We start from the raw sequence: 20995 nt of genomic DNA on the forward strand, positions 1-20995 counted from the left end.
ATCTGTGGTACCCATAGTGTAGAGGGGATCGCTCTTAGCGGCTGTTTCTTTATTGGGGAATTCCACCGTCCATTTATACGTGGTTGTCATTGGTAACGGTGTTCAAGCCGGTACTGATGCGGCGTAATATTCGTCTCCCGTTTAAACATTTGGATGAAATAAGACACGTTCGACAGGCCAATTCGGGTGCAGATGGCATCAAGCGCTAAATCACTTGTCTGTAAAAGGTGACAGGCTTCCTTCACTCGTCTAGCCGTCAAATAATCGGTAATGCTGCTGCCTGTTTCTTTACGGAACAGTTTCGAAATGTAGGATTTAGATAAATACAGATCATCAGCCAATTCGTCAAGTTGAAACGTTTCCGAAAGATGCGCTTCAATCCAACGCATAATTCGCTCCGCATAATGGACCGTTCGCGTCGAGAGGTTTGGTGAATGCTGCTTGAATCGATGCTGCACATAGCTTAATAGCTGAATAAGCAGAAGGTTTTCGCGGTCGTTTTGTTCTTTGACGGAACAATGTTTTATCGCTTTGTCGTATGTATTGCAAAGATGCTTGATGTAGGTGGAGTCATCTGCGAAGTCAATGAACTGATGCAGGAATGTGTCATGTTGGATGTGATGAAAGAAAGGAACCATTGAGGGATACATCTGCAAAATCTTCTCCGTGTGAATCGGGTCGAAATGCAGGGTTGCACGCTCGTAGGTCGTGTCGATTAATGGTGCAACGTGGTGCAATTGAAACGGTTGAAAAAAGAACAAGCGGTTGCTCGTAATCGGGGTCATGCGCTGATTTAACACAACATTTCCGGTACCTTTAAAGATGATTAACAGTTCAAATCCTTGATGCCAATGATAGTAGCCGTTGTAATCCTCCGGAAAAAATAACTTATTATTATGCCAGTCGATTGTTTGTTTATGCTCGGGAATTAGTTGGAATAACGGTTTTTTCATGCAACGTCGCACTCCTTCACTTGAACAACAAAACAACATTTTTCATCATTGTATCATTACTTTTCTCTTTCTGAAAGCGCTATCATAAAAGAAATTCAGATCTGCTTAAGGAGGAAGAATATGATATCAACAAAAACAAGCATGACGTTGGAACAACTGAACGAGAGAACGATGAAGATGATGCAGCAAATTGGTGGGAAATCTCCTCACGCAACAGGAACGGATGGGCGCTATGATGATCTTGAGGTTGACTGGTGGACGTCTGGTTTTTACCCGGGCTTGCTTTGGCTCATGCATGACATGACAGGTGAAGTTGCTTACCGTGAAGAAGCAGAAGGCTGGGGCAGAAGAATTGAGGCGGCTTTTGAAGCCCATCCAATTGTACTGCATCATGATGTGGGTTTTCAATTTCTGCTTACGGCTGTAATGGATTACGAACAGACGGGGAGCGAGGACGGGCTGAGAATTGGACTAAAGGCTGCCAATTATTTAGCGGGACGCTTTAATCCAGCAGGCAGCTTTATTAAAGCTTGGAACGGTTCCGAGAAAAAAGGCTGGGCGATTATTGACTGCATGATGAACATCTCGTTGCTTTACTGGGCGAGTAAGGTCACTGGTGATCCAAGCTATGGCCAGATTGCCAGCCTCCATGCCGATACAACGCTGAAATACGGTGTGAGGGAAGACGGGAGCACGAGCCATATCCTTTCCTTTGATCCATATGACGGCTCGTTTATTGAATCAATTGGTGGACAGGGCGAAGCAAGCGACTCAGCCTGGAGCAGAGGAAACGCGTGGGCCTTGTATGGTTTTGCCAATGCGTATCGCCATACTGGCACGGAAGCGTACTTATCAGCCGCAAAAAAGATTGCGCACCACTTCATTGCTGCTTTGCCAGCTGATTTCATTCCTCTATGGGATTTTCGCTGCGTCGATCGGAAAAACCCACCGAAAGACAGCTCTGCCGCGGCGATTGCAGCCTCTGGCTTACTTGAGTTAGAAGACCATGTTTCGGTTCATGAAAAACATCTGTACGGCGAGGCAGCAAGATCGATTTTAAAAGGCTTAACGACGCATGCACTTACTCCGGCAGGCTCGGAAGCGATTTTGACAGATGCGACGGGCAACTTTCCAATCGGTCGTGATGTGAATGTTTCACTCATCTACGGCGATTACTATTTTGCGGAAGCACTCGCCAAAGTAAATGGCTGGAAGCGAAGAATCTTTTAATCTGAGAAACGGGGGTAAAAGATGAAAACAGAAATGCAGGTCCCTGCCAATGTTCAAACGAGACGAAACAAATCGATTAAATCAACGCTAACCTGGTATCTCTTTTTGTTACCGACGTTCCTTGGAATTGCTTGTTTTATTTTGTACCCGGTATTTGAATCGTTCCGTTTGAGTTTTTATAACTCAAACGGAACGATTGAAACTTGGGTCGGTCTCAGTAATTATGAACGAGTTCTCAGCCAGAACGCTTTTTGGAATGCGGTCTACAATACGTTTTATATTGCCTTTTTCCAATTGTTATTAGCAATACCAATTGGTTTTGTACTGGCAAGCATGATTAACCGAATTAACCGCTTTAAAAGCTTATTCAAAGTGCTGTTTTTCCTGCCGAACGTCACATCGATTGTCGCGGCGGCTATGATCTTTATGTTTGTGCTCCAGCCTGAAGTTGGCTTGATAAATCATGTGCTCCAATCAATTGGCTTGCCTCCATCACCATGGTTATCAGACCCAGCAACGTCAAAATGGGGCGTCATTTTACTTACGATTTGGCACTGGATAGGCTTTGTCATTATCATCTGTCTAGCAAACTTGCAGGCAATATCGCCAGAATTATATGAAGCGTCTGAGATCGACGGAGCAACACCATTACAGCAGTGGCTTTTTATCACGATTCCAAATATGAAGGGTACATTTGCCTTTCTATTAATTATGGGCTGGATTTCTGGTTTGCAGCGGTTTCAAGAGATTTTTGTTCTTGGCGGAGCGGGAGGTAGCCCAAGCCGTTCACTGCAAACGATGGTTGCCCTTATTTATGAACGAGGCTTTGGCGGCTTTGAGTTTGGGATTGCATCGGCGATTACGGTGCTGCTGTTCCTTATTATTTTGCTGTTTACGATGCTCAATTTAAAATTAACGCGGTTAAAACTATAGGAGGTGGACTGGATGAAAAAACAGCAAAAGCTTGCGCAGGTCGTTTTGTTTGTCGTTTTACTCTTTATTGCGATTATTGTCGTTGCGCCATTTGTGTGGATGGTCAGCATTAGCTTTGACCGTATGGCTAATATCCAAGTACCCTTTCCGCCGACGTTTATTCCTGATCTTTTTTCCGTATTTAATTATGAGCTTGTGTTTGAGAACGGACGAATTATTCGTGCATACCTTAACTCCGGATTCGTCACATTTTGTTCGGTTGCCCTGCAAGTATCAGCGGCACTTCTTGGCGGTTATGCCTTTTCGAAAGGGCGGTTTAAAGGAAAGAAGCTATTGTTTATCCTCGTTCTAGCAACAATGATGATTCCAATAGAAGCTCGCCTGATCCCGCTTTACTCGATGTTCAATGCGGCGGGGCTACTGAACACGTTTTGGCCGGTAATTTTACCATCAATCTTGTATGGCTTTGGTGTTTTTCTAGCAAAGCAGTTTTTTGATCAAATCCCTGATAGTTTACGAGAGGCGGCGCAAATCGATGGAGCGAGTGAATTCAGAACATTCTTTCAGGTGTACGCCCCCCTCGCTGGTCCCATTACAGCAACGCTAGTCATTTTATCGTTTATGGGCAACTGGAATGAGTTTGTCTGGCCGCTTGTTGTTTTAAATGCTGAACGACTGCATACGATTCCGCTCTTTTTAGCGAGCTTTTCCTTAGAAAACGGAACATCGCTTGCTGGAATGACGATGGCGCTTGCCACAATGAGCGTATTGCCAATCATTATCGTGTTTGTCTTTTTGCAGCGTTACATCATTCAAAGCATTGCTTTAAGCGGATTAAAAGAATAGGAGGGAGGACCGTCCGATGAAAAAAATCCGTAGACCTGCTTTTTTAGCTGCTGTAAGTTCACTCATACTGGTGTCTGGTTGTCTGCCTGAAGAAGAAACAGATGCTGAATTAACGGAAGAGAGCGATCTGACGATTGCGTTGATTGGCGAGTTTAAAAACCAAGATACAACCGACCCGATTACCGCCGAGAAATCAACTGGTTTACATGCTGCTAAAGCAGAGTTCGAGCGGTTGCATCCCGGCGTGACGATTAATTTTGTCATTATGCCATGGAGCAATTATGTTCCTAATACGCAAGCGATGATTGCCGGAAGTCAAGCGGATGTCTACCAAATGCCGGGGGTTAATGACTTTGCCGCCCAAGGGCTGCTCGAACCACTGCAGCCGTTTATTGAAGAAGATGACTTTGATCTAAGCGTCTATCACGACAATCTTGTGGAAGGCTGGATGACGTTCGGACCAGATGACGAGGAACTAGAGATCTACTCCTTGCCGGTACTCGGAGATGGGCGTTTTATTCAATACGACAATGAACTGTTTGAACAGTGGGGCGTTGAACCCCTATCTGACTATCCAACCGTTGAAGAGGTGCTGGAAAAAGCTAAGCAAATGACGGGCGAAAACCCGGTTACTGGCGAACAAAACTACGGCATTTACTTCACGGGAACGCATGATACTGCGCTGACCCTGTCCAACTTTATGGAGGGGTTTGGCGGCGAATGGGGCAGCGGGCAACGCTGGGAAGAGATTGAACTGAACTTTAATTCAACTGAAATGAACCAGGCGCTTGAAGCGATGATTGAGCTGTCCGAATACATGCCAAAAAGCTTTATAAATGGTCAAGGAAACGAACGCTGGTTAACTCCAAGTAACAACATCGCCATCGGCGTTAACCAAGGAAACGGCAATATGAAAACCGTCTATGCCCAAGGACTTGAAGACCGCTTCCCCGTTGTGCAAAGCTTTAAAAACAATGACGGCGTCGGCAGCATGTTTTCCGGCAGCCCGTTAGCAATCGGAGAAACAAGTCAAAACAAAGAGCTCGCTTGGGAGTTTATTAAGTTCAGCTCCAGCGAATACTTTCAGCGTTTTCTGTGGGAAGAGTGGGGCAGTACCCCTGTCATAAAAGAAGCGACCGAATGGGACAGCATTCAAGAGATGGAGCTAATGATTCCCGTGCTTGAAGCAATGACAAATGCCGTCACGCCGCGCTATCCGTGGGCATCTTCGCAGCCACGCTACATCCTTCAAGCGAAGGCGGAAGGAGCCCTAACCGGAACGATGACCGTTGAGCAAGCACTACGAGAAGCGCAAGAGGAGAGTACGGAGTGGATTGAGTCGAGGTAGGAGAAGGGTAGACCGCCGCGGTTTTAAATTCTTAATTGATCTCTTCTCTCTATGATAAACCTACTCATCACTCTTTTCCCTTTTAGAACTCGCTTTAGATACTAAGAAAAAAAGCGAAGCAAACAGGAGTAACTGTGACACTTTATATACGATGGATAAGACCTCATTCGCGTGAGCAAACCCTGTAAAGATATGAACCAAAGCCATGATTAAACCGATCGCTAAAAGGATTACCGCCAGCAAGTACATCGTCATCCATCCTGTCTCAACATTTGTTTTATTATACCATTTGGAGCTTTTTCACAATATAGAAAGAAAATAAACTTGCGGTAATGCCCCTGGTTTCGGTAAAATCGAATTCGGGGTCTTTTTTTGTCTCCGGAAGAAGCTTGAAAAGCAGAGTAGTAGTTATTGCTATCTATTAATAGAAGCACTAAATGAAAAAAGGTAGGAATGTAGCAATGAGTGAAAATTTCTGGCGTGATTTGCCACGACCATTTTTTATATTAGCACCAATGGAAGACGTAACCGACGTTGTGTTCCGACATGTCGTTAGCTCGGCTGCGAGCCCTGACGTGTTTTTCACGGAGTTCACAAACTCGGAAAGCTACTGTCATCCTGATGGGAAGCAGAGCGTTCGCGGACGCTTAACGTTTACCGAGGATGAGCAGCCGATTGTTGCCCATATATGGGGGGATAAGCCCGACCTATACAGACAGATGAGTATCGGCATGGCAGAAGAAGGTTTTAAAGGGATTGACTTGAATATGGGATGCCCGGTGCAAAACGTCGCGGGTAATGGAAAAGGCAGTGGCTTGATTCGCCGTCCGGAAGTTGCAGCTGAACTGATTCAGGCGGCAAAAGCGGGTGGCCTACCGGTTAGCGTTAAGACTAGGCTTGGCTATACGTACGTAGAAGAGTGGCGCGATTGGTTAACGCATATTTTAAAGCAGGATATTGCCAACCTATCGATTCACTTACGGACGAAAAAAGAGATGAGCAAGGTTGACGCTCATTGGGAATTGATTCCAGAAATTAAGAAGCTCCGTGACGAGATTGCCCCTGAGACGCTTTTAACGATTAATGGCGATATTCCCAACCGTCAAGTCGGTCTCGAGCTTGTGGAGAAGTACGGTGTGGACGGCGTGATGATTGGCCGCGGCATCTTTACGAATCCATTTGCGTTTGAAAAAGAAGCAAGAGAGCATAGCAGCGAAGAGTTGCTAAATCTGTTGCGTCTACAGCTTGACCTTCACGACAAATACCACCAGATTGAATCGCGCGCCTTTAAGCCGCTGCATCGCTTCTTTAAAATTTATGTTCGGGATTTCCGTGGTGCCAGTGATTTACGCAACCAGTTGATGAATGCCAAATCAACAGACGAAGTTCGCGCGCTGCTTGATGCTTTTCAAGTTGAGGAGCAAACCGTCTAAAAATTGTAAAACAGCTTCCAGTTGGAAGCTGTTTTTTTCAGCGTATATGGTATACTAAACACAACATAATTGTGCGGGTACGTATATCTATACCTAGGTCTATTCGTAAATAAGGGGGCGATGAAGTGGACAAAGAGTTAAGGGACATCTTGATGGGCATCAGCGATGATATTAAGAGTTTGCGTAGCGAGTTTAAAGCGGGTATCGCGGAGTTGAAAGGTGAGATTAGAGAGTTAAAGCGGATATTGCGGAGTTGAAAGAAGATGTTGCAGAATTGAAGCTCGAGGTTAGCATGTTAAAACGTGAAATAATTAGTATCAACAATCGACTGGACAAGCTTGAGCAACGATTTGGTGTTCACGAACAGGAACTCAAAGCTATCCGACAAGAGATTGCCGGGGTTGAAAAAATCAAAAGTGGTCAAGTTGTCATCAATTTGAGGCTTGGAAAGTGGAGATTGAACAGCGACTTGATAAGCTTGAGGCGCAAAATAGCTAATGATTTGTAAAAAAGCAGAGTTGCTACAACCTGCTTTTTTACACTGTTTTACTCCAAGCTAGAAGTCGTGCCGGTTTCATACATATGGAATGTAATGATTAAGGGTGTGGGAATGTCTAAATAGAAAGAGGACAGGTCAATGGAGAAACGATTTGCTTATCTGATGATTGTGATTGCCGCCGTGCTCTGGGGAATCATCGGCGTTTTCGTTACTTACTTATATGAGGTTGGGTTTACGCCCGTTCAGGTCGTTACGTTGCGCGCGGGATCAGCATTGCTTTTTTTATTTGTGTATTTGACGTTGATTAAAACCAATCGGTCATTTCTGAAAATTAATTGGCGAGACAGCTACTTATTTGTCGGGACAGGCATCGTTAGCTTCGTCTTTTTTAATTTATGTTTGTTTTATGCGATGCAGCAAACGTCTATATCAATCGCGACAATTCTGCTCTACACGGCGCCAGCGTTTGTGACGGTCTTTTCACGAATTTTATTTAAAGAAGCGTTAACGCAGAGAAAAGCGATAGCCCTGTTTATGACGCTGCTCGGCTGTGCATTTGTCGTTGGTGTCTTACCTAGTCTGGACGGGTCAGTCTCACTCTTAGGCATCATTCTTGGACTGGGATCAGGCTTGTTTTATGCGGTGTACAGCATTTTTGGCAAGTTTGCCTTGGCAAAGTACAAGCCATTTACGGTTACGTTTTACACATTTGTGTTCGCGACCCTTGCGATCACCCCGTTCAGTGGTATTTGGACGATGGCTGAGCATTTTGTTGAGTGGCGCATATTGCTTCTCGTGATTGGGCTTGGCTTTTTCTCAACGATGCTGGCCTTTATCTTTTATACGACAGGGTTACAGTATGTCGAGTCGAGCCGGGCATCCATTATCGCGACGGTCGAGCCGGTTGTGGCGGCGATCATGGGGTTTTTATTGTTTTCCGATCAGCTTGGCATCTGGCAGTATCTTGGAATGGTCTTCGTGCTGTTGGCCGTCGTTATCGTGCAGGAATCAAGGAAGAAGCGCTCATTTGGTTCGGAAAAGGAGCAACGAATAAGCTAAAAAGAGCGAGCTCGACAGCGGCTCGCTCTTTTTTTATGCGTTTTGTTAATGATGGGAGTGATCGTTTGCATAGGGCTGCTGGTTGCCGTTAATTAACTGATCGGCTTCTTCAGGCGTGAGTTTGCCGACAGCAAATCGTTTTGTTGGCATTGCGTATAAATCACCGACTTGAGTGAGCGCTTTGGCAAAATAAAGGCCTTCTTCGGTGAAATCGACCTCGGTAGCATACATGCCGTTTCCTTCATTTGTCGTCCCCAGCCATTCATGCTGCTCGTGGGTTGAAGACCAGACTTCAAACCGAACAAGTTCAGCGTCAATAATGTCCTCCCCGTCTTGGGAAACATGGGCGTAAATCGTCTGGATTCCACCATCGGTTACTGTGTCTGGCAAATAGACGCGGACTTCAATTGGCTTAAAATCCGAGTACGCCTCGGGGGTGCTGCTCGTGAAGGAACAAGCAGAAGTAAAGAGTGTAAAAAATAAGATGGTGGCTAGTAACCGCATGAACCTTCCTCCTATGCGCGAAAAAAAGCTTTAAAGCGCTTATTTTTACGAACAACCAACCAATCAAGCAAAAACACGACAATAAGAGAAAGCGCCACAAGTGGAAAGAGAAGCGCAAACCCAGCAAGCAGTACAATTAGAACACGGCTCTTGCGAACAGATAATGCTTTTGGCGCTCCTATATGACTGTTTGGTTTGCGGCGAAGCCAGAGAATAAACCCAGAAACGATAATGCAAATTAGTCCAAGACAGATTAGAAGGCCTAGCAATTGATTGAGTAGCCCAAATTCAAGCCCTTTATGAATCGTTATACCCGTTGCCATCCATTTTCCGAGCGTTCCATAATCATCGTAACGGTAATCAGCGAGTACAGCTCCGGTATATTGATCAATATACATGGTGGCTTCATCTTTCGCTTGCTCAGGAAAGGCGGAGAGCGTAAACGAACCTGATGCACTAGTTGGAAAATAAACGGTGTAGCTTGGATGAAGTTCGCGGTGAAGTCCGGTTGTGACAACGTCATCAATCGAAATCTGCTCGTAGCCCTGAGCATCCATTGAAAGGGGAACAGGCAGTTTCTGCGCCGCCCACGATGATTCCGCAACGTCTTCGGTCAGTGAGCCCGGCGCATCGCCAATCCAAATCGACGGCGGATACCCATGGCCGGTGCTTGTCGCCAGATGCTGAACGCCATTGCCCCAAAACCCAGTCCAGAGCATGCCCGTTAGTACAAAAAAAGCAATCCCAAGTGAGAGCCATGCTGCAGGGACGGCATGGAGATCGCGCACAAGCACTTTTTTTCCTTTACGAAAACGCGGCAGCCAGACACCATGCAGCTTTGGTTTCGGGCGTCTCGGCCACCATAAATAGAGCCCACTCGCAAGTAGAATAATCGTCCAGGAAGCGGCAAGTTCAACAACCCGATCTCCAAATGTGCCAAGCATCAGCTCACTGTGAAGCTCGATTAACCGTTCCATTACGCGGTCTTGATCGAGCAAAACACCTAAGCCCTCACCGCTATAGGGGTTCATAAAAATCGTGCCGGTGCTGCCGTCAACAAAGGTTGCGCCAAGTTCAACCGATTTTGTCGGCTCCTCGCTAGGAGAGTAAGAGCGAATGGTCTCGACCTCTTCGTATGTAAGCAACGCGCTCCCAATTAACTCGCTCGGCGCAAGCGTAATGCCGCTAGCATCAGGTGTAACGTCGCGATACTCGCTGTACATGGACGCCTCGATATTTCCTTTAAACAAATAAAGCCCACCGGTTATAGCTAATAGTAGCAAGATCGGGGCAATCAAAAGTCCAGCATAAAAATGCCAGCGCCAAACCATCTGATAGCGCAGTAATGAACGAGGCTTGTTCGTTGTCAAAGGCCACTCCTCATTTCGCTTAGAATACGTGCATCTATTGATCTCACTATATACTAAACGAGTGAGGTAGATGTGAAGTGATTCGGTTTTTTGAGTTGGGAAAATTTCGCTGAAAATGAGGGACAGAGGTCGTAGGAGGTTTATTAGTGAATTATCGCTTCTTTTTTCTCCATTTAATAAAAGCGGGTATAATAATGAATCCAATTGTTAAACCAGTAGCCATGGCGAGATGATTACCCCATTTGTCGGAGAAAGGGTAGTCTCCACCAGCTATCAAGAAACGTAAGAAGTAGGTAAAGAAAAAACAAAAAGTAAAGACGAGTAGTCCATCCAACCACCGATTTTTAACAAGCATAAAGTAACCTCCCAAACTAGTGATCATTTCTTTTTTCGTTCATTCGGAATGGTGATAAAGGTAAACATCAAAGCAACAATAATTGAAAAAACGAGATGAACAGGCCAGATGGCTTTAGCGTTCAAATCATCTTGCAGGATCATGCGTGTAAGTAAACCAAAGACAAAGGTTGCTAGAAAAAAAGCCAAGAACAGAAACCAATCTTTGCGATTCATAAAGACCCCTACAATAAAAACGTGCCGATTAGCGTACCGATTAAACTGCCTAAAAACCATAACATCACCGTTTTCCTATCACGAAAAGCGGTTTTTTGCCTTGCTTGCTCATAGCGAAACCTCCAAGATATGGGATCTAAATCCATAACCTTTGGAGGCCCAATTCAAACGTCTATCTTGAATTACTCTATTTCATATCGCTCATCTTCAATCGTAATTTCCCAGACATCATCACTCTCTCGATAGGACGTAAAGGTAATGATAGGTGGAAAATCGGTTTTTGGATCGTGCTCACGGTACCGAGCAATCGCAGTTTGTATCGCTTCTTTTTCTGAAAGAGACGCACCTTCTGGTTTTGGTGGTGTTATGATCTTTGAGAAATGGGCATCTGAACTGGCTGGATAGCTTTCACGAACAAGGAAATAAACGACATCAATTCGATCGCCAATTTCAATTGAATGATTTAATCCACTAAAGCTAATCAAGCCGTTTATGCCGTCGCTGATAAGCTGGTTTTCAGTAACAAAGCCAGTAAAGCATGTTGGCGCAAAGTCCGTCAGTGGATGCGTTTCGCAGTCACGATTTGCTCGTTTGTCCTGTCCTTCACTGTTAATCAGTAAGTAATGGGCCTCATCTGTGTAGAAGTCGGATAAAGAGATTCCCCAGCTATCTTCCCAATCGAGATAATTCGCAGCGGTTATGTAGAGGAGTGGGTTTTCAGAGCCTGATTGATTTTGGGCTATTTCTAGTGCCGCTTGAATCGCTTCTTTTTCTGAAAGAGACGCACCATCCACCGTTTCTGCGGGTACAAGCTTTGCGTTGCTGCCGTTTGCTTGTGGCGGAAGAGATCTTGTCGTTGCATCATAATCGACGTGAATGCGATCGCCAATAGCTGCTTCAATCGTTAGGTTTGTAAATTGGACTAAGCCGTCTCTTTCTGTAAAAATGGAGGCAAAATGCTCATCTTTCGCTGAAAGGTAGCCCCAGTCTGTCTCCATCTCTTCATCTCCTCCAATTTGAAAGACCCGTTCATCCTCTTCTCCAAATATGTGCAAGCTAATTTCCCACACATCATTTTCTGCCAAATAGTTTGTAAATGTAGTGTAGCGATAATCGAGAAATTCGTCTCCAGGTGGGAATTCTTCCGCTTGTTTCAACGCCTGTTGAATCGCTTCTTTCTCCGAATAGCTCGCTCCTTCAGGTGCTGGTGGAGAGACAATTTCACTGCGCGTGCCGTCTGCTTGAGCGGGGAAGGATTCAGCAATATCGCCATTAAAGGAAATACGGACTCGGTCGCCGACTTCAATCTCGCTAGGCATATTGGAAAAATCAATCAAGCCATGATCAATGTTTATGAGCGCAGATGATTCATACACATCGCTGACAAACCCACTAAACGGCTCGTATTCATACGTCGTAAAGGCATCGCCACCGGTGTTTTCATTTAGCCCAAAGGGGACAGACTGACAGCTTCCGAGAAACAGGAGGGACATGAGGAAGAGCCATTTTTTCATTGAAATCACTCCTTTTTGACCTTATTCGACATAGGCGAAAAAAATCCTTGTGAAACTGTTTGTAAAAGCATCTTGATGTAGAATGCCCGTTGACTTAGAGCGAACTCGAACAATTATAATGAGAGTAGAATGGAGTTGAGACAATGACCTATGGGATCAGTGAAGTGGCAGAAAAAGTAGACTTATCTCCTTATATATTACGTTTCTATGAAAAAGAAGGCTTATTGCCTTTTCTGGAGCGTGACTCGAACGGACGGCGCATGTTTACGGAGAGAGATTTGGAGTGGATCGTGCTGATCGGCTGCTTAAAGGCGACCGGGATGCCATTAAAAGAAATTAAGCTGTTTATCGATTGGTATGTGGAAGGAGACGAAACGTTGACATTGCGTCAGAATATGTTTTATGAACGAAAACGAGCTGTGGAAGAAAAAATGGCGATGCTGCAAAAAACAATGGACATGGTTACCTACAAATGTTGGTTTTACGATGTCGCGGTGGAGGCAGGCACAGCAGATGCGCCGAAAGCAATCGCAACAGAAGATCTTCCAGACGAGATAAGAGCCTAAAGGAGAATATCGGGATTTGAAAAACTGTGCTTCTCTGCCCTGTTAAAGAACTAGATCTACCCGTGACTAGAATAAAGATCGACTACCCATGGCCCATGCAGTTAAAGATCAATTTGTAGCGATTTCCCGGTTCTGTAATGACGGCTCAATAAAGCAGTTCCTGGTTTAAACAAGTGATTGACGAAAATGGATTGAAGTAAAGCAAGAAGACCAATGGGCGCATCACGCTCATTGGTCTTTATTCTTAGTAGATAAAATCAACCGTGTAGCCTTTTTCCTCTAAAATAGAGACAATGCTTGGTTCAGCAACTAAGTGCATCGAGCCGACAAAAACGAAATACGTTTGTCCGCTGTTCTCCTGTAGAATCTCGTCAATCGTTTCGGACATGTCAAGGTTGCGAGCATCGTTTAATTCGTAAGTATATTCTTCATCCACATCTGAATCAAGCAGCTCTTGCCATATCGCTTCCATTGCCTCAATGTCACCTTCAAGCCATGATTCACCCATTGCGTCAAGTTCGTCAGCTGCCTCTTCAAACGTATCAATGGCGCTTTCAAGCAGCTGCACCTGCGTATCAATCGAAAACCCTGACATCATCTCAAACTGCCCTTCAATTGTCTCTAGCTCGCGAATTTCTTTCCCATCTTCCACAGCGCGGGATAGGAAGTATTCTTCAACGCCATGTGTGTCTTGAAGATCGCTAGATTGTATGCCAATGGCGAGCAATAAGTTCTCTAGAAACCACGGCTCAAACGATTCAAACATTTCCATTGGAATGCCATTGGCGCTAAGTATCTCTTCCAGTTCCGCATAGTGATCAGCAGAAATATAGTCAGCAATCGTTTCGTCATCAGGTAAGGTAGAAGGAGTCATCATTTCTGCTAGCTCTGTTTCATCGGCATTCACAATATCAACTTCTGGCAAAACAACATCCGCTTGCTCGTAAGCCGCTTCAGTCTGAGGGTTTAATGGATAGAAATCCTCACGTCCAACGTGAATTGTTCCTTGTAAATAAGCGATTGTATCTTCATGCTCTATTTTCCAAAGAAACCCACCGTTTCCTTCTTCAACCTCGTCTGTTCCTGTAGTGGTTTCGTTATCGGGCTCTGCGTCACCGTCAGTCTCGTCTTCTGCGTTGTTACAGGCTGCTAGACCTGCTAGTAGTACGAGAGATAATCCTGCATAATGCCATTTTTTTGTCATAGTTCTGTACTCCAATCTAACCGTTTTTTTGTTTATACTTGTCAAAAAGCGATAGAGAAAAAGAAAATATAAGGGCGAAGGCGGCTCCACAAACCAGCATCGAAGCTCCCATGCGTATAGCGCTTGCCATGTTGTCCGTTAAAAGGACGATAAGTGCTAAGAAAAGGGCGAAGGGCAGCATCAATGTCGTAAACTGATACAGCGATTTTCCTTTTGCCTTTGCTGTGTTTCCCGCTAAAGTTAGAACGGTCCAAGCTAGTGGAAGAGCGAGCGGTGTTAGCGCTAAAGCTCCATAGAACAAACCAGTTTGTAACGCTCCTTCAGCAAAAAGCCAACCAAGCCAAAGTGCTATTGTTAAAAGGATAACTGGATAAGCTAACGCACGCATAAACCGGCTAATTGACTCGTGTTTTTCGACCGTTGATTCTTGGTCACTGTGAATCGGTTTTGTCCCCGGGAGCGCTTGGAATAAATGGATGCCTGCTTCTGACGCAATAGGAGTCCAGCCAGAGCTAGTAAACAGCTCAAGATACTCATCTTGTTCATTCGTAGCTAGGAGCCGATAGTCATAGGCATATATGTAATCTGTGCTTTCTCCTTTCTGGAGAGAATAGCCGCCTGGACGAAAACCCTGAACATGCCAACCTTTTAATGAGTGTTGCCGCAGCTTTTTCAAGTCTTTTTCCTCCGAAAATGCGAGACCACTTGACATCATATACTTTGTTTGGCTCATATAAGCCCCTCCTGTAATCCCTTTTCCGCTAAGGCAAGAAGTTGTTTTCGGAGTGTCACTTCGCTACGCAAAACGTCTTTTCCTTTTCCTGTTAATCTATACGTTTTACGTCTTGAATTCGTTTCATCTGATGGACAAATCCAGTCTTGCTTTAGCAGTTTTTTTATAATCGTGTACATGGAAGCTGGTCCGATGCTGACGGCACCGCTTGTTGTTTCTTCAATAATTTGCATGATGGCATAGCCGTGCCGAGGTTCGGTTAGCGCTGCCATTATGTAAAACATCGAGTCTGTTACATGCTCCGATTGCTTCACCGATATCCCTTCCATCTGTTTAAACTTATATCATAAAGTGATATATCATTAAATGAACTATATCACTTTGTGATATAAGTGTCTAGTCCTTTAAAACAAAAAAAAAGCGCCGCAAAGGGCGCTTGTGTCTGATGTGTTAGTTACTTGCTGGAATGCCTTTTTCGGAGTCGCTTTCAATCACTATGTTTGAAGGCTTGTCCAATAAAGAAACGCGCGCAAATCCTTTTGTGTTGCTGGCAGACACGGCTTTTTTAACTTGAAAGCTCTTCTCAGCTTGATGTTCTTTTTTGCTAAAACCAAACATGTGGATGACCTCCTTTTTAAGACTCGACTTTAATTTGTATTTCCCCGAATAGTTCATCATTTAAACCGAGTAAAGCAATATCAGATGTTAAGTTAATCATATTCTCTTCAACCGAGCTCGTCAATAGATTTGGTTTATATAAACAGATGGCTAAACCTAGCTTCACGTTTCCATAGTTTCGAATAAGGAGGAAATCATGAATGGCTGATTCAGGTTTTTTGATCTGAATCGAATCCTGCACACGATTTTGCTTAAAGCGGATGGAGGAGGCAATTAGTTCGTCAACAAGGTCTTTTTCTTTCTGCACATTCCTGAGCACTTTTAAGTAGCCGCCAGTATCTGTATAAAACCAGTGAGTGGAAAAATCTTTGGGCTTCACATTAAGAACTTTCGCAAGCTCGACTGACAGCCCATCAAAGTAATGCTGTAAGTTTTGTTGGATGACGCTAATATGCTTGTTTTCTTCAATCGAATGAATCAGTTCCGACAGCCGTTCTTCAATCACAACCCGACTTGAATAGCCGAAGTCCGGTGCTGCTGCCTGTCGTCTTATGAAGAAGCGAACAAGTGTATAGATGCCTACAGCGAGGCTGGCGTAGAGCACAGAAAGCAGGATAAACTGTAGCATCTGAACCAAATCGTGCTGTGAGTCTGAATAGCGCAAAAAAGAAACGTGGAACGGTTGTCCCATTAATCGGTGGAGCTGAGCAAGCAGTCTATCTGCATTGTCAGATACAGAGCGCAATACGAGCGCGAGTAAAAGAAAGGCGACAAAAGCGACAAACCCATATTTTTTTCCATTTTCAATAATTGAATTGAGATTCATGCGTCACATCCTTAGAACGAACTCGTTCTTCAATTATAACAAGAACAGCAGAGGCTGTGGAATTATTTGTTAGCATTTGTTTTAAACGATGAGGTAAACAGCTTCTTGCCGTTTTTGGTTTTTGTGACGGTCGTCGTTTTATTCGTAATCGATACATTTTTGCTGAAAAGATCAACCTTTTTAAACATGAATGTGCAGCTCCTAGCTTTTTTTACAAGTCTTTCTTATTTGTGAGCGGCTCATACATGAAACTAGCATTCCGCACAGCGCGGAATGCTTAGAGATTGAGAAGCAGCTCGTTTAGCTTCGTTTTCATCAGTTCGTAACCACCGGGATGGTCTTGTCTTGCGTAAAAGCGGAGTCCATCGGTTGCTTTAAAGAGTAGACCTGCATAAAGTCGTTCTTTAAAGTAGGGGATCGTCTTATCTTGCTCCTGCCAAATGACCTTCATTTTATCAGGAAACTGCAAATGAGGCGACCAGAAATGGAGCCCGGCTAGATCAAACATAAAGTCGCCCTGCATCGCCATCTCCCAATCAACAATTGCCGTGATGCGGTCGCCAGCCGCGATGAAATTACCTGTATGGAAATCGCCGTGTACCAAATAGGGTTGTTTTGGCGCATAAGCGGCAAGCTCCATCATTTTCTTATAGCCTTGCTCAAAAACGTCTTTTTCTAACATACTGTTTGTGAATAACGTTTTCCAGCGTCCGTAAAAACTGTCTTCTTCTTCGATAAAGAAACGCTCTAGCGTAGCCAGCCAAGATGAGTCGCTTGGCTGCTTGCCTGGCTCAATGATTCCGAATGCTGCGCTCGTTTTCGTTTCATTAATTTGGGAATAAACGTCAGCTAAATGAGTTGATATTTGAGACTGTTTTTCTTCTGTTAAAGCACTAACGGGAGCGCCGTCTGCTTTTTGACTGATTAAATAATGCACCCCGTTTTTTGTCCCGCGCTGAAGCGTACGGGGGATAGGCAACAATGAACCGAACTGCTCATAGATTGCTTCTGCTTTTAGCAAGCTTTCCTCCTTTAGTCGAAAATGGACAACATAGGCGTTATCATCTGTTCGAAACTGATAGACTTTGCTTAACTCGCCCATATCGATTGAAGAGATTTGCTCGGCTTCCTTATAATGAGTGCGAATTAACTCGGTAGCGTCACTGTCTGAAAGGCTTAATTTAAACGATTTCATCGGTTCACCTCTAGTTCTGACGTGTTAAAATGAAACTACCATAACAGATTATGGAGGAACGAGCAATGAATGACTACCAATTGGTGTCTAACTATCGCAAGAATGAAAGATTGAGAGAAAGCTTTAATAAACTGGCTATTGCGACGTTTGGACTTGATTTTAAAGCGTGGTACAAACGAGGCTATTGGGACGAGCGCTACATTCCTTATTCGTTCTTGTACGAAGGGGAAGTCGTGGCAAACGCCTCTATCTTTAAAATGACGCTTATTCTAAATGGGAAACTATACAACGCCATTCAAGTTGGCACCGTCATGACCGCCGCAGCTCATCAAAAGCGTGGACTGGCGGGGCGATTGATGAAGCATCTATTACGCGTTTACGCTGGTGAAATGATTTACTTGTATGCGAACAAAGCGGTGCTCGACTTTTATCCCCGCTATGGCTTTAAGAGGGTGCATGAATCGCTTTATACGATTGATGTGAAGGAGGCGGACCTAAGCGTAGAGCAGGGACACGCCGTTCAACAGGTATCACTGGACCACGATCGTGAATTGCTAGAATTCTACGCGAAACACCGCGTCAGTCAATCAAATCAAGTGGATGTGGCTAACAATGATGCGCTCTTACTCTTTTATTTTGCAATTCCGTTTGCTGAAATGATCTATTATATAGCAGAGCTGGACGTAATCGTGTTAATGGAACATGAGGAAGACACGCTGCAGCTGTATGATGTGATTTCTCTACAAGAGCCGAAAATAGACAAAGTGTTAGCATCATGCATGAAGCCAACAACAGAAAAGATCGTTTGTCATTTCACGCCTGGTTTTGAGCTGAAAGGAATGCAGGTTGAAACGGTCTCAGATGATGACGATGCTTTGTTTGTATTAGGGGAGTTGGTCTCTCCAATAAAATTTCCAGTAACATCCCATTGTTAAAAATGAGAGGAGAAGATCAATGAAGCAAGTTGTCACGATCGAGCCTTACAAGGAGGAATGGAGGCAGATTTTCCTTCGATTGAGCAAGACGATCCAACAAGAAGTGGGTGATTACCTCGAAGCAGTTGAGCACGTGGGTAGTACATCAATTGTCGGCCTGAGCGCCAAGCCAATCATTGACCTCGATCTCATATTAAAGGAAGAAGCCCAATTCCCACTGGTGGCAGAGCGGTTAACCAAGCTTGGCTATATTCATGAAGGGAATAAAGGGATTGAGGGCAGAGAAGCGTTTGCTAGAGAGAATCAATTTGTTCCATTCAGTCAGGGATCAACCGTTTGGATGACACATCACCTCTATGTTTGCCCGAAAAATAGCCCAGCTTTAAGCGAGCATCTAGCTTTTCGCGACTATTTACGCAAGCATCCTGAGGAAGTGAAAATCTATGAGCAAATCAAGCGTGAGTTAGCTAAAACGGCCGGCAGTCGTGAAGAATATACAGACGGGAAGACGGAATTCGTGCAGGGGATTTTGCGAAAAGCGTGGCATTCAAGCTAAGAGAGGTTGGGCGTAAATGCCGCTACCTCTCCTTTAACAAGCTGAACAGCCAGCCGCTAAGTAAAGCAAGAATGGAATAAACAAATACATAGACTAGAAAAGAAGAATTAAAAAGGGTGAAGCTTGCAATCGTTGTCCCAATCGCAACAATGAGCGGGGCAATGAATAACGTTTTTGTCAGTAAGTAACCAGTGATCCCGAGTATAACCGCAAGTGTTGGTCCAACGAGAAGCGCAACAACAAACTCCATTTTAATAGCCTCCGTTTATGAAATTTTCTTACTTCTAACTACTATTCTAGTAAATGCTGTTCGTGAACACAATCTGAATGTCGATGAAAGTTAGAAAAGAGGGGACGAGCAATTGATCATCAATGGTTACAATGATTTTATGCAGGAACTTGAGCGGTCAGCTTCCTATTTAAACGCTTGGGAGTCGCTGTATAAGCAGCACAAAAAGTTTATCAATCCCTGTTTCATACGTTGTATCACTTACCGAAAGAGACGGTTTTAGCCTCTATAAGAAACGACGAAATGAACGAATACATTAGTCAGCTTCAGCAAATCGACCAAGATGATACGTTACAGCTTATAAGGGAAACGTTACAAACGTGCGACCAATTCTATTGCCAAGAGCAGTTGTATGATACCTATCTACTCGTTGGTTTCGGTCATATTGACGGTACCGCACAATGGAGCGATCAAATGGTCCGACCTTTTCTCTTTTTCGGCTGGGAGAGGATTAACAAGAATTCGTTCGCAGAGCTCGTTATGCATGAGTACAATCATCTCATCCGCTTCCATGCTTTAAACCTGACGCAAACGGAAATGACCGTCGGTGATCTTGTTATTGCTGAAGGCTTAGCGACTTTAGCTCCTTTACTAATGAAGAATAGACCACTTACTGAAGAACAGATTCAACAGGTGCTAGCGATCTCTGAAGATGACTACTTGAAGCTGAAGGAAAATGAGGCCGAGATTGAAGCAGATATTCGCGCCGATTTTTGCGAGAAGCTAAGTAGAGAGCGGATGAAAGCCTATTTTATGGCGAATGAGGATGGAAAGTATAAGAAGAGCGGTTACTACTTCGGAGTAAATTTGATCGTAGAAAAAATGAAGCAAGGCTATTCACTCAAGACATTAACAAGAGCAGAGGTAAATTTGTTTCTTTAAGAATAAAGGAGAATCCATGGAAAATAAAATGAACCAGATTCAAGCATTACAACAGCAGCTTTCGCACTGTTTAAAAAGCGAATATGACATTGGCGGCGAACTGCGTTTCTTCAGCGAAGGCGTCGATAATGCCGTATTCCGACTAAAGGATGCCCGCTTAGGACAGCTTGTCATCCGCACACCGTGGCGAGCAGATGAAGAATTAGAGACACGGTCATTAGAAAAAGAAGCGCAGCTTACTGCTTATTGCAGTGTTCACGGCATTCCGGTCCCAACCGTGCATCACCTCTATTTAGGAGCAGAGATTCGCTTTTTAGTATCTGAATTAATTGAAAGTGATCAAGCTCTAATTGATGCAGAGAAAATGGGACGAATGATTGGAGCGGTTCATCAAATGCCAGTCAATAATCTGAAGCTGGTTGACCAAGAAGACGATCCGTTTGAAGCAATTGTCGCCAAACGCATTGCTTCACGCATAGTAGAAGTGAACCAGCTAACGGGTAGGAAGCTGCCAATTCTTCCGACTACATTTTTACAAACGATCTTGCAAAGCGTGAAGGAGAAACGAGTGCTGCTTCATCTTGATGTTAGGCGACCGAATTTTCTCGGGCAACATGGAAACATAAAAGCACTGATAGATTGGGATAACGCCTATGTTGGCTCCCCGGTTGCGGAACTGATGCGAATCTCAGAATCTGCAGAAATTGATGAAGCTGCTTTTTTGCAAGGCTATCCAGAAAGCGAACGATTGCTTCAAACAAAGCCAATCATTCAAACAATTTACCGACTGGATACAGCGCTAATGCTCGTGATTTTGTTTACCCTGCATGAGAAGGATGCAGGTAAAGCAGCCCATTATTTAGAGCGGGTTGAGCAGTATTGTGCAGAGGTGAAGGAGAGTATAAATAGGAGATAGAGAGTGTCTATACATA

At 44.3% G+C, this 20995-nt stretch carries 27 protein-coding genes; 13 read left to right on the top strand and 14 right to left on the bottom strand.

Annotated features, from left to right (window positions below; genetic code table 11):
* Positions 1–86 precede the first annotated feature (86 nt).
* Positions 87–953, bottom strand: coding sequence for an AraC family transcriptional regulator (locus tag JOC54_RS01860; protein ID WP_204464027.1), 867 nt, complete (start codon positions 951–953; stop codon positions 87–89).
* 120 nt (positions 954–1073) lie between these two features.
* Here JOC54_RS01860 and JOC54_RS01865 point away from each other — a divergent pair, with 120 nt between their 5' ends.
* From JOC54_RS01865 to JOC54_RS01895, 8 genes are all read left to right on the top strand, one after another.
* Positions 1074–2183, top strand: coding sequence for a glycoside hydrolase family 88 protein (locus JOC54_RS01865; RefSeq protein ID WP_204464028.1), 1110 nt, complete (start codon positions 1074–1076; stop codon positions 2181–2183).
* A 21-nt stretch (positions 2184–2204) separates the two neighbouring features.
* Positions 2205–3116 (top strand): carbohydrate ABC transporter permease, encoded by a 912-nt coding sequence (locus JOC54_RS01870; RefSeq protein ID WP_204464029.1) that lies wholly within the window; start codon positions 2205–2207, stop codon positions 3114–3116.
* Between the two features lie 12 nt (positions 3117–3128).
* Positions 3129–3962 carry a carbohydrate ABC transporter permease gene (locus JOC54_RS01875; protein WP_204464030.1) on the top strand — a complete coding sequence of 278 codons (834 nt, stop codon included), beginning with the start codon at positions 3129–3131 and terminating at the stop codon, positions 3960–3962.
* A 16-nt stretch (positions 3963–3978) separates the two neighbouring features.
* A complete protein-coding gene (locus JOC54_RS01880; protein WP_239586528.1) occupies positions 3979–5310 on the top strand; it encodes an ABC transporter substrate-binding protein in 1332 nt (443 codons plus the stop codon).
* Between the two features lie 461 nt (positions 5311–5771).
* The gene (locus JOC54_RS01885; protein WP_204464032.1) at positions 5772–6743 is read left to right on the top strand and encodes a tRNA dihydrouridine synthase; all 972 of its coding nucleotides are present in this window, start codon (positions 5772–5774) and stop codon (positions 6741–6743) included.
* A gap of 125 nt (positions 6744–6868) precedes the next feature.
* Positions 6869–7000 carry a hypothetical protein gene (locus JOC54_RS23085; RefSeq protein ID WP_275582662.1) on the top strand — a complete coding sequence of 44 codons (132 nt, stop codon included), beginning with the start codon at positions 6869–6871 and terminating at the stop codon, positions 6998–7000.
* Positions 6997–7251 carry a hypothetical protein gene (locus JOC54_RS01890; protein ID WP_204464034.1) on the top strand — a complete coding sequence of 85 codons (255 nt, stop codon included), beginning with the start codon at positions 6997–6999 and terminating at the stop codon, positions 7249–7251. Before JOC54_RS23085 ends, JOC54_RS01890 begins: the two co-directional genes overlap by 4 nt.
* A gap of 129 nt (positions 7252–7380) precedes the next feature.
* Entirely contained in the window at positions 7381–8301 is a 921-nt protein-coding gene (locus JOC54_RS01895) for a DMT family transporter (RefSeq protein ID WP_204464035.1), read from the top strand.
* Between the two features lie 45 nt (positions 8302–8346).
* Here JOC54_RS01895 and JOC54_RS01900 read toward each other — a convergent pair whose 3' ends face one another.
* The 5 genes from JOC54_RS01900 to JOC54_RS01920 all read right to left on the bottom strand — a co-directional run bounded on the left by JOC54_RS01900 (position 8347) and on the right by JOC54_RS01920 (position 12259).
* A complete protein-coding gene (locus JOC54_RS01900; protein WP_204464036.1) occupies positions 8347–8805 on the bottom strand; it encodes a FixH family protein in 459 nt (152 codons plus the stop codon).
* 11 nt (positions 8806–8816) lie between these two features.
* Positions 8817–10175, bottom strand: a complete 1359-nt coding sequence (locus tag JOC54_RS01905) for a PepSY-associated TM helix domain-containing protein (RefSeq protein WP_239586529.1) — start codon at positions 10173–10175, stop codon at positions 8817–8819.
* A gap of 151 nt (positions 10176–10326) precedes the next feature.
* Entirely contained in the window at positions 10327–10530 is a 204-nt protein-coding gene (locus JOC54_RS01910) for a hypothetical protein (RefSeq protein WP_204464037.1), read from the bottom strand.
* Between the two features lie 23 nt (positions 10531–10553).
* Positions 10554–10745 (bottom strand): hypothetical protein, encoded by a 192-nt coding sequence (locus JOC54_RS01915; protein WP_204464038.1) that lies wholly within the window; start codon positions 10743–10745, stop codon positions 10554–10556.
* A gap of 182 nt (positions 10746–10927) precedes the next feature.
* Positions 10928–12259 carry a DUF3221 domain-containing protein gene (locus JOC54_RS01920; protein ID WP_204464039.1) on the bottom strand — a complete coding sequence of 444 codons (1332 nt, stop codon included), beginning with the start codon at positions 12257–12259 and terminating at the stop codon, positions 10928–10930.
* A 143-nt stretch (positions 12260–12402) separates the two neighbouring features.
* On the opposite strand from JOC54_RS01920, the gene JOC54_RS01925 reads away from it, so the two are divergent.
* Complete coding sequence (locus JOC54_RS01925) at positions 12403–12825, top strand: MerR family transcriptional regulator (RefSeq protein WP_204464041.1); 423 nt, start codon at positions 12403–12405, stop codon at positions 12823–12825.
* A gap of 244 nt (positions 12826–13069) precedes the next feature.
* On the opposite strand, the gene JOC54_RS01930 is transcribed toward JOC54_RS01925, so the two are convergent.
* The 7 genes from JOC54_RS01930 to JOC54_RS01955 all read right to left on the bottom strand — a co-directional run bounded on the left by JOC54_RS01930 (position 13070) and on the right by JOC54_RS01955 (position 17401).
* Positions 13070–14029: a TraB/GumN family protein gene (locus JOC54_RS01930; protein ID WP_204464042.1), complete on the bottom strand. Its 960-nt coding sequence runs from the start codon at positions 14027–14029 to the stop codon at positions 13070–13072.
* 16 nt (positions 14030–14045) lie between these two features.
* Positions 14046–14762: a DUF2812 domain-containing protein gene (locus tag JOC54_RS01935; protein ID WP_204464043.1), complete on the bottom strand. Its 717-nt coding sequence runs from the start codon at positions 14760–14762 to the stop codon at positions 14046–14048.
* Positions 14759–15076: a PadR family transcriptional regulator gene (locus JOC54_RS01940; protein WP_204464046.1), complete on the bottom strand. Its 318-nt coding sequence runs from the start codon at positions 15074–15076 to the stop codon at positions 14759–14761. Before JOC54_RS01940 ends, JOC54_RS01935 begins: the two co-directional genes overlap by 4 nt.
* A 136-nt stretch (positions 15077–15212) precedes the next feature.
* Complete coding sequence (locus JOC54_RS01945) at positions 15213–15380, bottom strand: hypothetical protein (RefSeq protein WP_204464048.1); 168 nt, start codon at positions 15378–15380, stop codon at positions 15213–15215.
* 16 nt (positions 15381–15396) lie between these two features.
* On the bottom strand, positions 15397–16206 hold the full coding sequence (locus JOC54_RS01950) for a hypothetical protein (RefSeq protein WP_204464050.1): 810 nt from the start codon (positions 16204–16206) through the stop codon (positions 15397–15399).
* Positions 16207–16268: 62 nt separating this feature from the next.
* Positions 16269–16394 (bottom strand): hypothetical protein, encoded by a 126-nt coding sequence (locus JOC54_RS23090; protein WP_275582663.1) that lies wholly within the window; start codon positions 16392–16394, stop codon positions 16269–16271.
* Positions 16395–16483: 89 nt separating this feature from the next.
* Positions 16484–17401 (bottom strand): phosphotransferase family protein, encoded by a 918-nt coding sequence (locus JOC54_RS01955; protein ID WP_204464052.1) that lies wholly within the window; start codon positions 17399–17401, stop codon positions 16484–16486.
* Positions 17402–17466: 65 nt separating this feature from the next.
* Between JOC54_RS01955 and JOC54_RS01960 the strand changes: the two genes are divergently transcribed.
* On the top strand, positions 17467–18336 hold the full coding sequence (locus tag JOC54_RS01960) for a GNAT family N-acetyltransferase (RefSeq protein WP_204464053.1): 870 nt from the start codon (positions 17467–17469) through the stop codon (positions 18334–18336).
* A gap of 19 nt (positions 18337–18355) precedes the next feature.
* Positions 18356–18892: a GrpB family protein gene (locus tag JOC54_RS01965; RefSeq protein WP_204464056.1), complete on the top strand. Its 537-nt coding sequence runs from the start codon at positions 18356–18358 to the stop codon at positions 18890–18892.
* A gap of 22 nt (positions 18893–18914) precedes the next feature.
* Here the strand turns inward: JOC54_RS01965 and JOC54_RS01970 are convergent, their stop codons facing one another.
* Positions 18915–19142 (bottom strand): DUF2651 family protein, encoded by a 228-nt coding sequence (locus tag JOC54_RS01970; RefSeq protein WP_204464057.1) that lies wholly within the window; start codon positions 19140–19142, stop codon positions 18915–18917.
* 282 nt (positions 19143–19424) lie between these two features.
* On the opposite strand from JOC54_RS01970, the gene JOC54_RS01975 reads away from it, so the two are divergent.
* A complete protein-coding gene (locus tag JOC54_RS01975) occupies positions 19425–20063 on the top strand; it encodes a DUF2268 domain-containing putative Zn-dependent protease (RefSeq protein WP_204464059.1) in 639 nt (212 codons plus the stop codon).
* 16 nt (positions 20064–20079) lie between these two features.
* Complete coding sequence (locus JOC54_RS01980; protein WP_204464060.1) at positions 20080–20979, top strand: aminoglycoside phosphotransferase family protein; 900 nt, start codon at positions 20080–20082, stop codon at positions 20977–20979.
* Positions 20980–20995: the final 16 nt, after the last annotated feature.

Origin of the sequence: Shouchella xiaoxiensis, assembly GCF_016907895.1 — a bacterium.
GTDB classification, from domain to species: Bacteria; Bacillota; Bacilli; order Bacillales; family Bacillaceae_D; genus Shouchella; species Shouchella xiaoxiensis.

Excerpts from the sequence above, each read along its gene's own strand:
- JOC54_RS01935 (WP_204464043.1), bottom strand. The coding sequence starts at position 14,762 with ATGAGCCAAACAAAGTATATGATGTCAAGTGGTCTCGCATTTTCGGAG.
- JOC54_RS01950 (WP_204464050.1), bottom strand. The coding sequence starts at position 16,206 with ATGAATCTCAATTCAATTATTGAAAATGGAAAAAAATATGGGTTTGTC.
- JOC54_RS01880 (WP_239586528.1), top strand. The coding sequence starts at position 3,979 with ATGAAAAAAATCCGTAGACCTGCTTTTTTAGCTGCTGTAAGTTCACTC.
- JOC54_RS01875 (WP_204464030.1), top strand. The coding sequence starts at position 3,129 with ATGAAAAAACAGCAAAAGCTTGCGCAGGTCGTTTTGTTTGTCGTTTTA.
- JOC54_RS01860 (WP_204464027.1), bottom strand. The coding sequence starts at position 953 with ATGAAAAAACCGTTATTCCAACTAATTCCCGAGCATAAACAAACAATC.
- JOC54_RS01920 (WP_204464039.1), bottom strand. The coding sequence starts at position 12,259 with ATGAAAAAATGGCTCTTCCTCATGTCCCTCCTGTTTCTCGGAAGCTGT.
- JOC54_RS01870 (WP_204464029.1), top strand. The coding sequence starts at position 2,205 with ATGAAAACAGAAATGCAGGTCCCTGCCAATGTTCAAACGAGACGAAAC.
- JOC54_RS01955 (WP_204464052.1), bottom strand. The coding sequence starts at position 17,401 with ATGAAATCGTTTAAATTAAGCCTTTCAGACAGTGACGCTACCGAGTTA.
- JOC54_RS01960 (WP_204464053.1), top strand. The coding sequence starts at position 17,467 with ATGAATGACTACCAATTGGTGTCTAACTATCGCAAGAATGAAAGATTG.
- JOC54_RS01930 (WP_204464042.1), bottom strand. The coding sequence starts at position 14,029 with ATGACAAAAAAATGGCATTATGCAGGATTATCTCTCGTACTACTAGCA.
- JOC54_RS01885 (WP_204464032.1), top strand. The coding sequence starts at position 5,772 with ATGAGTGAAAATTTCTGGCGTGATTTGCCACGACCATTTTTTATATTA.
- JOC54_RS01915 (WP_204464038.1), bottom strand. The coding sequence starts at position 10,745 with ATGAATCGCAAAGATTGGTTTCTGTTCTTGGCTTTTTTTCTAGCAACC.
- JOC54_RS01965 (WP_204464056.1), top strand. The coding sequence starts at position 18,356 with ATGAAGCAAGTTGTCACGATCGAGCCTTACAAGGAGGAATGGAGGCAG.
- JOC54_RS23090 (WP_275582663.1), bottom strand. The coding sequence starts at position 16,394 with ATGTTTAAAAAGGTTGATCTTTTCAGCAAAAATGTATCGATTACGAAT.
- JOC54_RS01900 (WP_204464036.1), bottom strand. The coding sequence starts at position 8,805 with ATGCGGTTACTAGCCACCATCTTATTTTTTACACTCTTTACTTCTGCT.
- JOC54_RS01945 (WP_204464048.1), bottom strand. The coding sequence starts at position 15,380 with ATGTTTGGTTTTAGCAAAAAAGAACATCAAGCTGAGAAGAGCTTTCAA.
- JOC54_RS01970 (WP_204464057.1), bottom strand. The coding sequence starts at position 19,142 with ATGGAGTTTGTTGTTGCGCTTCTCGTTGGACCAACACTTGCGGTTATA.
- JOC54_RS01865 (WP_204464028.1), top strand. The coding sequence starts at position 1,074 with ATGATATCAACAAAAACAAGCATGACGTTGGAACAACTGAACGAGAGA.
- JOC54_RS01925 (WP_204464041.1), top strand. The coding sequence starts at position 12,403 with ATGACCTATGGGATCAGTGAAGTGGCAGAAAAAGTAGACTTATCTCCT.
- JOC54_RS01895 (WP_204464035.1), top strand. The coding sequence starts at position 7,381 with ATGGAGAAACGATTTGCTTATCTGATGATTGTGATTGCCGCCGTGCTC.
- JOC54_RS01980 (WP_204464060.1), top strand. The coding sequence starts at position 20,080 with ATGGAAAATAAAATGAACCAGATTCAAGCATTACAACAGCAGCTTTCG.
- JOC54_RS01975 (WP_204464059.1), top strand. The coding sequence starts at position 19,425 with ATGAACGAATACATTAGTCAGCTTCAGCAAATCGACCAAGATGATACG.
- JOC54_RS01910 (WP_204464037.1), bottom strand. The coding sequence starts at position 10,530 with ATGCTTGTTAAAAATCGGTGGTTGGATGGACTACTCGTCTTTACTTTT.